Source organism: Streptomyces sp. B1I3 (assembly GCF_030816615.1).
Classification (GTDB): Bacteria; Actinomycetota; Actinomycetes; order Streptomycetales; family Streptomycetaceae; genus Streptomyces.
The window spans coordinates 878,420-893,032 of sequence record NZ_JAUSYD010000001.1 but is presented as its reverse complement, the minus strand read 5'-3'; the positions used below and the strand labels follow the sequence as shown (position 1 = coordinate 893,032).

Below are 14,613 nucleotides of genomic sequence, written 5' to 3'. Positions count from 1 at the left end.
TAGGAGCCCTGATCGGTGGACGGGTCCTGCGCCGTCGGCCACGGACGCGGCGGTGGGTCCACGGGGACTCGCCGTGGCCCTGCTCGGCCAGGGGGCACGGACGTCACCTACCGAGGACGGATCAGGCGGAAGTGGAGGTCCGGTCCATGGGGACTTCGGTCCACGAACTACTGTGCGGACGGTCGGAGACGGCAGAGCCGACAGCCGGAGGAGAGGTGGCATGGGGACAGTCGTCCATGTACCGCAGACGCGGGACATGATCGGAGAGGAACTGTCGGGGGACGAAGCTCTCAGCGCGCTGCGGCATTACGGAGGGCGCAAACTGTTTCTCGACGCCTTCGCGCGGTTCCGGTACGCCGATGGGTTCAGCTATGCCAGGTCCCTCGGTTTCCAGGTGGTCGTGGGCATGGTGCCCTTCGTCATCGCGCTGGTGGGCGTGGCGACCACGGTGCACACCGAGAGCATCGCCCGCGTCATCGAGCTGACGCTGGGACGGATCGCGCCCGGTGCCAGCGTGGAACTCGTGCAGGGAGCGTTGCGGGACACCCGCCACAGCGCGGGGTCCACGCCCGCGGGGGCGATCGCGATGTGGTTGGGCCTCGGCTTCGCCCTGCTCAACCTCGCCTCGGCGATGGGCCAGATCGAACGGGGTTGCAACCGCATCTACGGCATCGAGCGCGACCGCCCCTTCCTCGCCAAGTACGGTCGCAGTCTGCTGCTGGCCCTCGCCGCAGGACTGCCGCTGATGCTCGGGTTCCTCGTGATGGTCGCAGGCCAAGCCGTCGGGGAGTCGGTGGTGGAGGCACTCGGCTGGTCGCGGTCCTGGCTCCGCTGGTGGGGTGCCCTCGAAATCCCCGCCGGGACGGTCTGCGCCGGCCTGGCCTCAGCCGTGATCTTCCGCTGGTCACCCCGGCGTGTGCAGCCCGGATACACGTGGCTGGCCTTCGGATCCGCCGTGCACCTGGTCCTGTGGGTCGCGGCCACCTGGCTGCTCGCCTTCTACGTGGCCAGGAGCGGGTCGTTCGGTGCCGTCTACGGGCCGTTGACCGCTTTCGTGGCGCTGCTGCTCTGGGCCAACCTGACCGGCATCGTCCTGTTCCTCGGCATCGCGTTCGCCGCCCAACTGGAGGCCGCGAGGGCGGGCATCACCGCTCCCGTTCACCCGGACCCCGGCCCCGGGCAGTGACGCGCCCGGCCAGTGACGCGCCCGGCCCTGGACCCGGACGGTGAGGGCGGCGACCTCGTGTCCGGCGCCGACCGGACGCATCGGCTGCCGCAGGCGGGGCAGGCGCGAGTCATGCAGGGAAGCCACGTACAACCCGTGACACACACGCTCGGCAGTGCGCCCCTTCGTGGGGCGCACGACACGGAAGCCCCCGGGCATCACGGTGGCCGGGGGCGCCACCGACTGCGCAGACGCCGCAAAGGCGCCTGGCACCGGCGCCTGCTCGCCTACCGCGAGGTCGAGCTGGTGCAGGCGCCGGGGCGGGGGACCGGAGACACCCAGTGCCTGCTCATGGTGCACGTGCGCAAGGTGGTCGGCCACGTGGACTTCCGGCTCTGCCCCTCCTGCGCCCAGGGGGTCATCACCGATGTGCTGATCGAGAAGCAGTTCCATCACAGCGGGCTGGGAACCAGAGCGCTCTCCCATCTGCGCGCCCGGCACCCGGGAGTCGTGTGGCGCACCACGCTCGATCGGCGCGTGACGCGCGACCTCATGCGGCGTATGCGGGTGCCGAGGCAGGTCGAGGACGCCCGGTGCTCCCACGCGAACGCATGAGGGAGGACAGTTCGCCCGGAAGGAGCCGGCCGGCGGCCGATGCCGGAGAAGTGTGCTGCTGCGGTGGCACACTTCTCCGGCATCGGCCGCCGGCCGATCACTGCTCCTTGGCTCCGCCGAACTGAGCTCCCCGGGAATTCCCCGGCGCCGTCGGGGCCACTCCCTTTCGGACCGGACGCCTTCGCCGTCCGAGGACATCGGCCGATGCGGTGAAGGAGAGCAGGAGGGACTCGAAACCTCCGCCCGCGCTGCTTCGGCCTGATGCGCCTGCCCGGCATGCCGAGGACACGTGCACCGCCCCGGGGTACGCGGCCGGCCGCGTGGGCGTCCCGGCCTCCTGCAGCCGCTCGGCGTAGCGGTGGCCGTGGCCGGTGACCGGGTCGTGGGCCGGCTCCGCCACGAGCGCCGGGGCCGGCCCGTCAGGCCGTCGGCACGCCCGGAGCGAGCGTGCGAGGTCGCTTCCCGGTGGGACGGCGAGCCGCTTGAACAGCTGCGGCCGTGGCGCGTTGAGCGGCCCGTAACCGAGCTTTCTCCCAGGACGGCGGTCCGTGCCGCGAACCCGCAGGTCGAGCCGTCCTGGCACAGCGAAGCCCCGGGCAGCCAACAGCGGACGGATCTCATGGACGGCGCGAGTGATCGTGGAGCGGTCCACGCCGTAGAGCACAACCAGAGCTGCATGAGGAAGCTGTAACCGCAGGACGACCAGGGTGACGATGATCCGGTCGGTGAAAACCGACCGATGGTTCGGCCCCGGCTGCCCGCAGACGGCCGCGACCCCTGCGGTTGTGAAGTCGGCCCTCCTCAGAGGCCGTCCACGCATGAGCCAACTCGCCGACCAGCGCACCGAGTCGACGGGGCTGAAGGCCGGTGGAAACGGGATGGGACAAGACCGTGCGGCCAACGTATTGCGTCACATCAACATCCAACCGGCAGCCCCCTTCACGTCACGGCGCTCACAAGGTGTCGAGCGCGCCCACGGCCGCCCAGATGTGGCCCGGCCCGTCCCCCGACCGCCTCCCGGCGCACCACCAGGAGAGCAGCCCCTCCACGTCGCGCGTATGCACGCCCAGGTTGTGTTCGACACACAGGGGCCACGCCTGCCACAGACGCTCAGCGACGGTTTCCTGCGCGGCGTCGGCGACGATCGCCAAGGCATGAGCAGAGTCTTCTGCCGTCTTCGGGTACAGATGACTGCCGTGCCACTCGCCGTTGGCCAGGGCAACGTAGACGTACTCCGGCTCGCCCGCCTCGTAGGAAGGCTGGGCAAGCAGTTGCAGAGGTCCCTGCTCAGGAAGAGTCACGGCCAAGTCCTGGTTGACGACCACGAGAGCCTCGTCCCACAAGGGGTACTCGCCTCGCGAGACCCGACGGACTTCTGGTTGATCGAAAAGAGCATGCATAGGGCCATCCTCCGCTACGGACGCCCGACCTCAATCGCGCACAACGCCGTAAGCCATGCACCACACCGCGGAGTCCACAGCCGGCGCGCCTCACCGCGGGAGTACGAGCCGGCCCGTGCCGGGCGACCGGTGGTGATTCCGGCGGTCGAGTAGGCGTGGGTGCGGACAGCGAAACGGCTCCTCTCCGCGGGGAAGAGAAGCCGTTTCGCTGTGTGTTCCGCGCAGCGCCGGATCAGGCGTGGCGGTGGGAGCGGCGGTTGCCGGTGACCAGACGGTAAAGGGCGAGGAGTATGACGGAGCCGACGATGGCCGCGATCCATGTGGAGAGGTCGAAGAAGCCGTCGATGGAGTCGACGCCGAAGATGACCTTGCCGAGCCAGCCCCCGAGGAGACCGCCCGCGATACCGATGAGCATCGTGATGATGATGCCACCGGGGTCCTTGCCCGGCATGAGCGCCTTCGCAATGATGCCCGCGAGCAGTCCGATGAAAATCCAGGCGATGATGCCCATGATGCGTCTCCTACCTCTTCGTATAAAGCCGGTGTCAAGACATCGTCTTTACCGCCTGGCCACTTTCAAACGCACTTTGCCGGCGGCGAATGTGGCGCGGGGCCGGACAGCGCGGGCGCGCGTCGCGGCGGGCCCTCGGATCGTGCTGTCGGGCACCGTGCTGTCGGGCGACCGTGCGGTCCGGCAGTACCGTGAGGCCGGTGCCGAGAGCGATGCGGCCGATACACCGGTCCTGCGCCCCCTTGTGACGTCGTCCGGGTGAGCGTGCCCGACACCGCCGTGCCGGCGATCCGGGTGACGGCAGCAGGTCGGTGGGAGACGTGCCGGAGCGGGGCGCGTCCCGGCGGATGCCAGGATCGTCAGGCAGACGGCGGCTGCACCGCCCAGGCGTCGCTATCGCAACTGCCGTGGCGGGGCTGTGCTCTGCCGCGCCACGAGCCGTGTCGGCACCAGCGTGGTTCCGCAGTCCGCCCCGCTCTGCCGCACCTGCCGCAGAACCCCTTCCACGCAGCGCCGTCCCACTTCGGCGAAGTCCTGGTGCACGGTGGTCAGCGGCGGCAGGAAGGAGGCGGACTCGGGGATGTCGTCGAATCCGATGACGGAGACGTCGCCGGGGACGGCGCGGCCGCGTTCGTGGAGGGCGCGCAGCAGGCCGAGCGCCATCTGGTCGTTCGCGGCGAAGATCGCGGTGCAGTCCGGCTGTCCGGCCAGACGCAGTCCGCAGCGGTAGCCCGACTCCGCCGACCAGTCACCGCGGACGAGCGGAGGAGGCACCCGGCCCGCCTCCGTGAGCGCCGCCCGCCAGGCGTCGGCCCGGCGCTGGGCGGCGTACGACTCCTCGGGCCCGGCCAGATGCCACACCGTGCGGTGTCCGAGGCCGAGGAGATGCTGTACGGCGTCCCGCGTGCCCCCTGCCTGGTCGGTGTCGACGACCGTGTAACGGTCCCCGGCGTCCGAGTCCGCCACGACGACCTTCACGTGCGGTGGCAGCGAGAGACGGGCCGCGTCGAGGAGATGGGTCTCCATGATGACGATGGCGGCGTCGACGGCGAGCTCGCCGAGGCGTGAGAAGGCGCCGCGCACCTCGTCCTGCGTGGGGACCGCGACGGGCAGCAGCGTGACCGCGTAGCCCTCCTGTGCGGCGGAGGTGGCGATCGCCTCCAGCGTCCGCACGTTCCCCGTCGTGGAGAGCGTGAACGTGATGACGCCGATGGTGCGGAACTCTCCGCGCTTCAGGGCGCGGGCCGCGCTGTTGGGGCGGTAACCGAGTTCCTTCATGACAGCTAGCACCTGCTGGCGCGTACCTTCGTTCACGCCTGCAAAGCCGTTCGAGACGCGGGAGACAGTCTGTGAGGAGACGCCGGCGAGGTGGGCGACGTCTGCCATCGACACGGTCTGCCTACGCCGTCCGGCCCGTCGTGCGGGGGCCGGTCCGGGCGGCGGCGTCCCTCGTGCCGGGGTGCTGTCCGCTGCTTCTTCCACCGTCTCCCTCATCAGCCGCTGCGCTTCACGAGTGACTCTTGACCGCCATCTTGCCGCAGTGTAGACATCTCGGCATCGCATGTTTACGTAAACATAACGCCCCCGGAAGCCGGGGTGCCCCGTTCGGGCGGTACCGGACGTGTGAGCGATCAACCAAGCCGGTTCGGCTGCGGACGAGCGAGGAACGCCAGATGACGACGCTTCTACCGGCGGCGGCCGCAGGCCGGCGCCCGGACGAACCGCGAGTACGCCGGGAGCGCCGCTCGTGGACGGGGTGGGGCTTCATCGGCCCCTTCGTGCTCGTCTTCGCCCTGGTGTTCCTGGCGCCGCTGGCCTACTCGGTCCACCTGAGCCTGTTCCGGACCCAGCTCATCGGCGGCACCCGGTTCGTCGGGATCGAGAACTACCAACAGGCGCTGCAGGACAGCCGCTTCTGGGACGGTGTCGCGCGGGTCGGCCTCTTCCTCGCCGTCCAGGTGCCGATCATGCTGGGCATCGCCCTCCTGGTGGCGCTCGCCCTCGACAGCGGCCGCCTCTACGGCAAGCACTTCTTCCGGATCTCGATCTTCCTGCCGTACGCGGTGCCCGCCGTCGTCGCCTCCCTGATGTGGGGCTTCATGTACGGCACCCGCTTCGGCCTGGTCGGCGACATCAACGACGCGTTCGGCGCAGGGCTGCCGGACCCGCTCTCCTCCGACCTGGTCCTGGCGTCGATCGGCAACATCGTGACGTGGGAGTTCGTCGGTTACAACATGCTCATCTTCTACTCCGCGCTGCGCGTCGTCCCGCACTCGCTCTACGAGGCCGCGGAGATCGACGGCGCGGGCCAGTGGCGCGTCATCTCGGCGATCAAACTCCCGGCCATCCGCGGCGCCCTCGTCATCGCCACCATCTTCTCGATCATCGGCAGCTTCCAGCTCTTCAACGAACCCGCCATCCTGCAGAAACTCGCGCCCAACGCGATCACCACCGACTACACGCCGAACCTCTACACCTACTCGCTGTCGTTCTCCGGCCAGCAGCACAACTACTCCGCGACGGTCGCCATCGTCATGGGCGTGATCACCATGGTCGTCGCCTACGTCGTCCAGCTGCGCGGCATGCGCAAGGGAGCCTGAACCCGATGAGCAGCACCACCGCCTCCCGGCCCGCCGTACCGAAAGCGGGTGGGCCGGGCAGCGCACCCCGCCTGAGGCCGACGCGCGGGCGCCGCACGCCCGGCCGCCCCCGACGGAGCGTCCTGCTCACGCTCGTCACCGGCGTGGTCCTGCTGTACAGCCTCGTCCCCCTGCTGTGGCTGGTGATCAGCGCCACCAAGACCCAGGCGGGGCTCGCCCGGTCGTTCGGGCTGTGGTTCGACGGGGACTTCGCCCTGTGGGAGAACATCAGCCGGACGTTCACGTACCACGACGGCGTGTTCGTCCGCTGGCTCCTCAACACCCTGCTGTACGTGGTGGCCGGAGCCGGTGGCGCCACCTTCCTCGCGGTCCTGGGTGGGTACGCGCTCGCCAAGTTCGACTTCCCCGGCAAGCGCGCCGTCTTCGCCGTCGTCATCGGCGCAGTCGCCGTACCCGGTACGGCGCTCGCGGTCCCGACCTTCCTCATGTTCAGCAAGATGGGTCTCACCGACACCCCGTGGGCGGTCATCATCCCGTCCCTGATCTCACCCTTCGGCCTGTACCTGATGTGGGTCTTCGCCACCGAAGCCATTCCCACCGAGCTGATGGAGGCAGCCCGCATCGACGGCGCGAGCGAGCTGCGCACCTTCTTCCAGGTCGCCCTGCCCCTCCTCGCCCCCGGCACCGTCACGGTCCTGCTGTTCACGATGGTCGCGACCTGGAACAACTACTTCCTGCCGCTGATCATGCTCAAGGACCCCGACTGGTACCCGCTGACCCTCGGCCTCGACTCCTGGAACAAGCAGGCCGCCACGGCCGGCGGCGAGGCCGTCTTCAACCTCGTCCTCACCGGCTCGCTGCTCACCGTCGTGCCGCTCATCGCCGCCTTCCTGCTGCTCCAGAAGTACTGGCAGTCCGGTCTCTCCGCCGGAAGCGTCAAGGAATGAGCGCCTACCCGTCGATCCGGTGAGCGCCCGTCGCCGAATCCGCAGATCCCGCAGATCCCCGTAACCACGAAGAGGGAAGCATCGCCATGCCCAAGCACACACCCCGCCTGCTGCGCGGCCTCGGTCTCGTCTGTGCCCTGGCTCTGGGAGCGACCGCCTGCGGCGGCTCCGACGGGGACTCCGCCGAGGAGCAGGTCTCGCCGGCCGACATCCGGACGGCGCTGAAAGAGGGCGGCACCGTGACGGTGTGGGCGTGGGAGCCCACCCTGGAGCAGGTCGCCGCGGACTTCGAGAAGAAGTACCCGAAGGTCGACGTCAAGCTGGTCAACGCGGGCACGAACAACGACGAGTACAAGGCGCTCCAGAACGCGATCTCGGCGAAGAAGGGCGTCCCTGACGTCGCACAGGTCGAGTACTACGCGCTCAGCCAGTACGCGCTGACGAAGTCCGTCACCGACCTCGCGCCGTACGGCGCGGACAAGCTCGCCGGCTCCTACTCGCCCGGCCCGTGGAACGCCGTGCGGTCCGGCGACGGTGTCTACGGGCTGCCCATGGACTCCGGACCGATGGCGCTCTTCTACAACAAAAAGGTCTTCGACGCGCACAGGATCGCCGTGCCGACCACGTGGGACGAGTACGTGGAGGCCGCCCGCAAGCTGCACAAGGCCGATCCGAAGGCGTACATCACCAGCGACATCGGTGACGCGGGCCTGACCACGACCCTCCTGTGGCAGGCAGGCTCGCACCCGTACAAGGTCGACGGGACCACGGTCGGCATCGACTTCGCCGACGCCGGTGCCAAGAAGTACACCGAGACCTGGCAGAAGCTCATCGACGAGAAGCTCCTCGCACCCGTCGCCGGCTGGAGCGACGACTGGTACAAGGGGCTCGGCGACGGCACCATCGCCACGCTCCCCATAGGCGCCTGGATGCCCGCCAACTTCGCCTCGGGCGTGAAGGACGCGGCCGGAGACTGGCGCGCGGCCCCGCTGCCGCAGTGGGCCGAGGGCGAGAACGCCGGCGCGGAGAACGGCGGCAGCTCGCTCGCACTACCCGAACTCGGCAAGAACAAGGCACTCGCCTACGCCTTCGTCGAATACGCGAACTCCGGCCCCGGCGTGCAGACCCGCATCAAGAACGGCGCCTTCCCCGCCACGACGAAGGACCTGAACTCCGAGGCGTTCCAGAACACCGAGTTCCCCTACTTCGGTGGCCAGAAGGCCAACAAGATCTTCGCCGAGTCCGCGAAGAACACCTCCACCGACTGGAGCTACCTGCCGTACCAGGTGTACGCCAACTCGGTCTTCAACGACACCGTCGGTAAGGCGTACGTCTCCGGCACACCCCTGTCCCAGGGCCTCCAGGCGTGGCAGGACGCGACCGTCAAGTACGGCACGGAGCAAGGCTTCACCGTCCGGAAGTAGCCCTGAGCCATCCCGTTCGCACCATCGGAAGGACCCGCATGACCTCCCCCCTCACCCCCCGTTTCCCGTACGCGGCGGGCGGCGACGGCGCCCGCCGGCTGGTGTACGGCGCCGACTACAACCCCGAGCAGTGGTCTCGGGAGGTGTGGGAGGAGGACGTCCGGCTGATGCGGGAGGCCGGAGTCAACATCGTCTCGCTGGGGATCTTCTCCTGGGCGCTGCTCCAACCGACTCGGGACACCTGGGACTTCGGCTGGCTCGACGAGGTCATGGACCTGCTCCACAGAGGCGGCATCGGTGTCGACCTGGCAACAGCGACAGCGTCCCCGCCGCCCTGGCTCACCACCGCCCACCCGGAGATCCTCCCCGTGACCGCGGCCGGTGAGACGGTGTGGCCGGGGGCGCGGCAGCACTGGCGACCCACTTCGCCGGTCTTCCGCACCCACGCGCTGCGACTCGTACGCGCGCTGGCGACACGCTACGCCGCGCACCCGGCACTCGTGGCCTGGCACGTCAACAACGAGCTGGGCTGCCACAACGTCTACGACTACTCCGACGACGCCGCCCGTGCGTTCAGGACCTGGCTGCGCCACCGCTACGCCACGCTCAGCGACCTCAACCACGCCTGGGGGACCGCGTTCTGGTCCCAGCGGTACAGCGACTGGGATCAGATCCTGCCCCCGCGCCAGGCCGCCTCGCACCCCAACCCGACACAGCAGCTCGACTTCAAACGGTTCTCGTCGGACGCGCTCAAGGAGCACGTGCGTGCCGAGCGTGAGGTGCTGCGCGAACTGACTCCGGGCGTCCCCGTCACGACCAACTTCATGGTGATGGGCTCCACGAAGGGGATGAACTACCCGGACTGGGCGGGGGAGATCGACTTCGTCTCCAACGACCACTACGTCCAGCCCGGTCCGCAGGACCGTGACGAACTGTCCTTCTCCGCCAACCTGACGAGCGGCATCGCCGGTCACCGTCCCTGGTTCCTGATGGAGCACTCCACCGGAGCGGTGAACTGGCAGCCGGTCAACCTCCCCAAGCAGCCGGGCGAGCTGGCGCGCGACTCGCTGCTGCACGTGGCACACGGTGCCGACGCGGTCTGCTTCTTCCAGTGGCGCCAGTCGGCGGCCGGCGCCGAGAAGTACCACTCGGCGATGGTGCCGCATGCCGGAGCCGACAGTGATCTCTTCCGCTCCGTCGTGGAGCTGGGCCGGACACTCGAGGCCCTCGCGCCGGTCGCCGGAGCCGAGCGGGAGCCGGCCCGGGTGGCCATCCTGTTCGACTGGGAATCGTGGTGGACGAGCGAGCACGACTCCCACCCGACGTCCCGGCTCGACTACCGGCAGGAGGCTCTGGACTGGTACACGGCACTCCACCGGCTCGGCGTCCGCGCCGACATCGTGCCCGCCCACCGCACCGGCCTGGCCGCGTACGACGTCGTGATCGCGCCGGTCCTGCACGTGGTGGGGCAGACCCTCGCCAAGGAGCTCACCCAGTACGCCGAAGGCGGTGGGCACCTGGTCACCACGTACTTCTCCGGTGTCGTGGACGAGAACGACCACGTCTGGCTCGGTGGCTACCCCGGCGCCCTGAGCGAGCTGCTCGGTATCCGCATCGAGGAGTTCGGCCCGCTTCTCGACGGGGTCACGGTCGACCTCGACAACGCCACGACCGGCAGCCTGTGGACCGACCGGATCACCGTCTCCGGCAGGGACGTCGACGTGCTCGCCCGCTACCGCACCGGCACCTACGCCGCACGCCCGGCGGTCACGCGCCGCACCACGGGCCGGGGCTCGGCGGCGTACGTCTCCACCCGTCTGGGCGCCGCAGGCCTCACCGAACTGCTTCCCGAACTGCTGGCCCCCTCCGGAGTGACCAGTGAACTGCCGGAAGGCGCACGCGGATCGGTGGAGCTGGTCGTGCGACGCGATGCCGTCAGCCGCTACCTGTTCCTCGTCAACCGCAGTGAGGAGCCGGTACCCCTGCCCGCTGTGACCGGGGACGTGCTCATCGGACCGGCCACGGCCTCGGGGGAGACGCTCGTCCTGCCGCCACGCGAGGTCGTCGTCCTCCGGCAGCCTGCCTCCTCTTCCTGACTCCCGCGTCGCGGACCCGCCCCCAAGGGGGTACTCCGCCGAAATGCCGAACAACCGGCGGGACCCGCCGTCCGGAACCGCCCTGGCGCAGCCCGCTGAGACGGTAGATTCGAACAATGCGATCACAGAGCGGCTCCGTCCCTCGTCCGCCGGAGGGGCGGGGCCGGCTTCTTGCCGTGAGCGACCTCCACGTCGGAATCGCCGACAACCGTCCCCTGGCCGACAGCCTGCACCCGTCGTCCGACGAGGACTGGCTCATCGTCGCAGGGGACGTTGCGGAGCAGGCGGAAGAGGTCGAGCGGGCGCTGGAACTGCTGGCCGGGCGCTTCGCGCACGTGGTGTGGACCCCCGGCAACCACGAACTGTGGACGGTGGAAAGGGATCCGGTGCAGCTGCGCGGCCAGGCGCGGTACGAGCACCTCGTCCAGGTGTGCGCGCAGCTGGGTGTGACGACGCCCGAGGACCCCTACCCCCTGTGGAACGGGGCGGACGGGCCCGTCGCCGTAGCACCCCTGTTCCTGCTGTACGACTACACGTTCCGCGTTCCCGGGACGCTGACCAAGGAGGAGTCACTCGCCCGCGCGCACGAGGCGGGCGTCGTCTGCACCGACGAGTACCTGCTGCACCCGGACCCGTACCCGACCCGGGACGACTGGTGCCGGGCACGGGTGGCGCAGACCGAACAGCGGCTGGCCGCACACGATCCGGACATCCCGCTCGTCCTCGCCGGCCACTGGCCGCTGCTGCGTGAACCCACTTCCGTCATGTGGTACCCGGAGTTCGCCCAGTGGTGCGGTACGGAGCTCACCGCCGACTGGCACCGCCGCTTCAACGTGGCAGCCGTCGTCTACGGACATCTGCACATCCCGCGCACGACGTGGTACGACGGCGTGCGCTTCGAAGAGGTCTCGATCGGCTATCCCAGGGAATGGCGGAAGAGGGGCCACCCGCGCGGGCTGCTGCGGCAGATCCTTCCGTACGACGGAGAGCGGTCCGACGCAGTGCGGGCCCCGGCCCCGGCGGGTGAAACCCTGTGATCGAACGACTGTTCCCCGCGTACGTGGCGTGCGCGGACACGTACGAGACCGACGCCCCCGAGGGGACCCTCTACCCGGAGGAGGCGCAACTCGTCGCCACCAGTGTGGCCAAGCGCAGACACGAATTCGCCGCGGTACGCGGCTGTGCGCGGCGGGCCATGACGGCTCTCGGACTGCCCCCGCGCCCGGTGCTGCGCGGCCGGCGCGGAATGCCGCTGTGGCCCGAGGGGTTCGTCGGCAGCATGACGCACTGCGACGGTTACCGTGCCGCGGTGCTGGCCCGGGCGTCCGACGTGCGCGGGCTGGGCATCGACGCCGAGCCGAACGAGCCGCTCCCGCCCGGCGTGTGGGACGTGATATCTCTGCCCTCGGAGAGGGAGCGGACGTACCCGGCGGGCAGTGGGACGACGCCCCACTGGGACCGACTGCTGTTCTGCGCCAAGGAGAGCGTCTTCAAGGTGTGGTTCCCGCTCACCTTGATCGAACTCGACTTCCTCGAGGCGGACATCACCTTCCACCGGGACCCGGAGACCGCCGCCCAAGGCTCCTTCACGGCCGAACTGATGCGCACCGCACCCGGGATGCCGAAGTCGTTCCAGGGAAGATGGCTGGTCGACGACGGCTTCGCCGTGACCGCGGTCGCGCTTCCGGCCGCCTGACGCGGCGGTGCGTGGCCGGCGTCAGCCGAGAGGCCGGCCGCAGCGCAGATTCCACCGCCCGGACCGCCCGCTGAGCTCGGTGAGGCTCAGCGGTGCGACGTCCAGTCGCCAGAACGCCGTCGGCGGAAGTGCCAGTGCGTGGACGAGCGCGGCGCGCACCACCGCGGACTCGACGACGGCCACCACCCGGTCCCCGGCACGGGCCTGCGGCCCCGATGCGCCCACCGCCCGGGCGGTTGCGGCTTCGAGGAATCCACCCACGCGGGCGATCAGGTCCAGCAGCGACTCCCCTCCGTGGGGAGCGGCGGAGGGATCGGCCAGCCAGGCGGACACCGCTTCGGGCTCGGCGGCCCCGACCTCCGACAGCCGTCGCCCTTTCCAGCGGCCCATGTCCCAGTCCGCGAGCCGGAGTTCCGTACGGGAGGTGAGGCCCAGGGCTTCGGCGGTCCGCCGGCACGGCTCGGAGGGGCCGTGTGCGTACCGGTCGGCGTCAGGCACGTCGCCGGCTGCGGCGGCGGCCGCCGCCCCTCGCGCACCGGCCTCGTCCAGAGGGGCGTCATGCGCGAAACGCGCCTCCCGCACAGCGGCGTTCATGGCCGGTGCGATCAACATCACCCGAACCGTCACCCTCCGGCTCCTCTCCCTGAACAGAGGCCCCACAGCCCTGTCGTCCCACGGGCCGGCCCCGTCGCTCCACGGACCGGACCCTGCCGCCCATGGGACCACAGGCCGCATCGCGGGCTCTCGCCGCCCACGCACCATGGCGGGGGTGGAGCCGCAGGCGGTATGGTCACGGCAACCACGACGAAGGTGTGACGGAAGCCCGGTGAGAATCCGGCACGGTCGCGCCACTGTGTACCCGTATCACTGCGGGAAGTCAGACCCGGCTCCTTCGTCTCAGGCACCACGACAGGGACGCGTGTTCCCGCAGGAGGTTCTGCCATGGCTCAGTCAGCCGCCCCCACCACCGTCGCACCCGTCATCACCCCCATCTCGCTGAAGGCCATCGCTCCTTGGGCGGTCTTCTTCGGCGTCCTCATGCTCGTCCTGCTGTACTTCGTCGGCGCGGAACAGGGCGCCACCGCGGTCATCTCGGGCGAGGCCGTGCACGAATGGGTCCACGACGGCCGTCACCTTCTCGGCTTCCCCTGCCACTGAGAACCGGAGATCCAGGGGAACGTCTCATGAACTCCGTATCGGTCCGAGCGCTGCTCATCCGCGGCATGTTCGCCGGCCTCCTGGCCGGCGTGCTCGCCCTTGCCGTGGCCTACTTCCTCGGCGAGTCCCGGCTGGACGCCGCCATTGCGCTGGAGGAGTCACACGCCCACACCCACACGCACGAACACGGCGAAGAACTCGTCAGCCGCACGATGCAGGCCACCGGCGGGCTCGCCACCGGCATCCTCGTCTTCGGCGTCGCGATCGGCGGCATCGCCGCACTGGTCTTCTGTTACGCCCTGGGCCGGATCGGAGCCTTCGGTCCCAGGGCCACGGCCGCACTGATCGCCGGAGCGGCCCTGCTCACGGTCTACGTCGTGCCGTTCCTCAAGTACCCGGCGAACCCGCCTGCCGTCGGTGATCCCGACACGATCGGGCAGCGCACCGGGTTGTTCTTCCTGATGATCGCGCTCAGCGTGCTGCTGGCGGTGGCGGCCGTCCTCGCGGGCAGACGCCTCGCACAGCGGCTCGGTAACTGGAACGCGGCCGTCTCCGCCGGCGCGGGCTACGTGCTGGCGATCGGGCTGGCCTACGCCTTCCTGCCCTCGTTCGACGAGGTCGGTGCGGACTTCCCGGCCGGCCTGCTGTGGCAGTTCAGGCTGTCCACCCTCGCCGTCCAGGTGACGCTCTGGACCACTTTCGGCCTCGCCTTCGGCTACCTGACGGAGCGGTTGCTGGTGGGAGCGGGTGCGGCTGGCCAGGCGGCCCCGCGCGGGGCCGGAGTCGGAGCGGGAGTCGCGCACTGACGGTCGCGGACCGGGTGCCGCATCCGTGGACGAGCGGGACCCGCCGGCTGCCCGGCGGGTCCCGCTCGTCCGTGGTGCGCGCGTGCCGCGTCGAGGCCGTCCGTGCGGCGGGCGGCCCCATGCCCGCGCCGGTTCACCTCCGGTCTGCCCGCAGGTCGCGCCCGGGCTGCCCGCCGGGTCGCGCCCGCTCGCCTG

At 70.0% G+C, this 14,613-nt stretch carries 15 protein-coding genes; 10 read left to right on the top strand and 5 right to left on the bottom strand.

Features of this window, described 5'->3' with window-relative positions:
- Positions 1-220 precede the first annotated feature (220 nt).
- Together QFZ58_RS04450 and QFZ58_RS04445 are read left to right on the top strand one after the other, a co-directional pair.
- Positions 221-1,186, top strand: coding sequence for a YihY/virulence factor BrkB family protein (locus tag QFZ58_RS04450; protein ID WP_307123577.1), 966 nt, complete (start codon positions 221-223; stop codon positions 1,184-1,186).
- 135 nt (positions 1,187-1,321) lie between these two features.
- On the top strand, positions 1,322-1,780 hold the full coding sequence (locus QFZ58_RS04445) for a hypothetical protein (RefSeq protein WP_307123576.1): 459 nt from the start codon (positions 1,322-1,324) through the stop codon (positions 1,778-1,780).
- Positions 1,781-1,877: 97 nt separating this feature from the next.
- Here QFZ58_RS04445 and QFZ58_RS04440 read toward each other — a convergent pair whose 3' ends face one another.
- The 4 genes from QFZ58_RS04440 to QFZ58_RS04425 all read right to left on the bottom strand — a co-directional run bounded on the left by QFZ58_RS04440 (position 1,878) and on the right by QFZ58_RS04425 (position 5,077).
- Positions 1,878-2,600: a transposase family protein gene (locus QFZ58_RS04440; protein WP_307123575.1), complete on the bottom strand. Its 723-nt coding sequence runs from the start codon at positions 2,598-2,600 to the stop codon at positions 1,878-1,880.
- Positions 2,601-2,733: 133 nt separating this feature from the next.
- Positions 2,734-3,105 carry a hypothetical protein gene (locus QFZ58_RS04435; protein WP_307123574.1) on the bottom strand — a complete coding sequence of 124 codons (372 nt, stop codon included), beginning with the start codon at positions 3,103-3,105 and terminating at the stop codon, positions 2,734-2,736.
- A gap of 307 nt (positions 3,106-3,412) precedes the next feature.
- Complete coding sequence (locus QFZ58_RS04430; protein ID WP_307123573.1) at positions 3,413-3,691, bottom strand: GlsB/YeaQ/YmgE family stress response membrane protein; 279 nt, start codon at positions 3,689-3,691, stop codon at positions 3,413-3,415.
- Positions 3,692-4,084: 393 nt separating this feature from the next.
- Positions 4,085-5,077, bottom strand: a complete 993-nt coding sequence (locus QFZ58_RS04425; RefSeq protein WP_307123572.1) for a LacI family DNA-binding transcriptional regulator — start codon at positions 5,075-5,077, stop codon at positions 4,085-4,087.
- 287 nt (positions 5,078-5,364) lie between these two features.
- On the opposite strand from QFZ58_RS04425, the gene QFZ58_RS04420 reads away from it, so the two are divergent.
- From QFZ58_RS04420 to QFZ58_RS04395, 6 genes are all read left to right on the top strand, one after another.
- Positions 5,365-6,291: a carbohydrate ABC transporter permease gene (locus QFZ58_RS04420; protein ID WP_307123571.1), complete on the top strand. Its 927-nt coding sequence runs from the start codon at positions 5,365-5,367 to the stop codon at positions 6,289-6,291.
- A gap of 5 nt (positions 6,292-6,296) precedes the next feature.
- Complete coding sequence (locus QFZ58_RS04415) at positions 6,297-7,238, top strand: carbohydrate ABC transporter permease (protein ID WP_307123570.1); 942 nt, start codon at positions 6,297-6,299, stop codon at positions 7,236-7,238.
- A gap of 86 nt (positions 7,239-7,324) precedes the next feature.
- Entirely contained in the window at positions 7,325-8,662 is a 1,338-nt protein-coding gene (locus tag QFZ58_RS04410) for an ABC transporter substrate-binding protein (RefSeq protein WP_307123569.1), read from the top strand.
- Between the two features lie 38 nt (positions 8,663-8,700).
- A complete protein-coding gene (locus QFZ58_RS04405) occupies positions 8,701-10,758 on the top strand; it encodes a beta-galactosidase (RefSeq protein ID WP_307123568.1) in 2,058 nt (685 codons plus the stop codon).
- A 116-nt stretch (positions 10,759-10,874) separates the two neighbouring features.
- Positions 10,875-11,795 (top strand): metallophosphoesterase, encoded by a 921-nt coding sequence (locus tag QFZ58_RS04400; protein ID WP_307123567.1) that lies wholly within the window; start codon positions 10,875-10,877, stop codon positions 11,793-11,795.
- Positions 11,792-12,454: a 4'-phosphopantetheinyl transferase gene (locus QFZ58_RS04395; RefSeq protein ID WP_307123566.1), complete on the top strand. Its 663-nt coding sequence runs from the start codon at positions 11,792-11,794 to the stop codon at positions 12,452-12,454. Before QFZ58_RS04400 ends, QFZ58_RS04395 begins: the two co-directional genes overlap by 4 nt.
- 21 nt (positions 12,455-12,475) lie before the next feature.
- On the opposite strand, the gene QFZ58_RS04390 is transcribed toward QFZ58_RS04395, so the two are convergent.
- Positions 12,476-13,066: a histidine phosphatase family protein gene (locus tag QFZ58_RS04390; protein ID WP_307123565.1), complete on the bottom strand. Its 591-nt coding sequence runs from the start codon at positions 13,064-13,066 to the stop codon at positions 12,476-12,478.
- Between the two features lie 330 nt (positions 13,067-13,396).
- Between QFZ58_RS04390 and QFZ58_RS04385 the strand changes: the two genes are divergently transcribed.
- Positions 13,397-13,612, top strand: coding sequence for a CbtB-domain containing protein (locus QFZ58_RS04385; RefSeq protein WP_307123564.1), 216 nt, complete (start codon positions 13,397-13,399; stop codon positions 13,610-13,612).
- 26 nt (positions 13,613-13,638) lie between these two features.
- Complete coding sequence (locus QFZ58_RS04380; protein WP_307123563.1) at positions 13,639-14,418, top strand: CbtA family protein; 780 nt, start codon at positions 13,639-13,641, stop codon at positions 14,416-14,418.
- Positions 14,419-14,613: the final 195 nt, after the last annotated feature.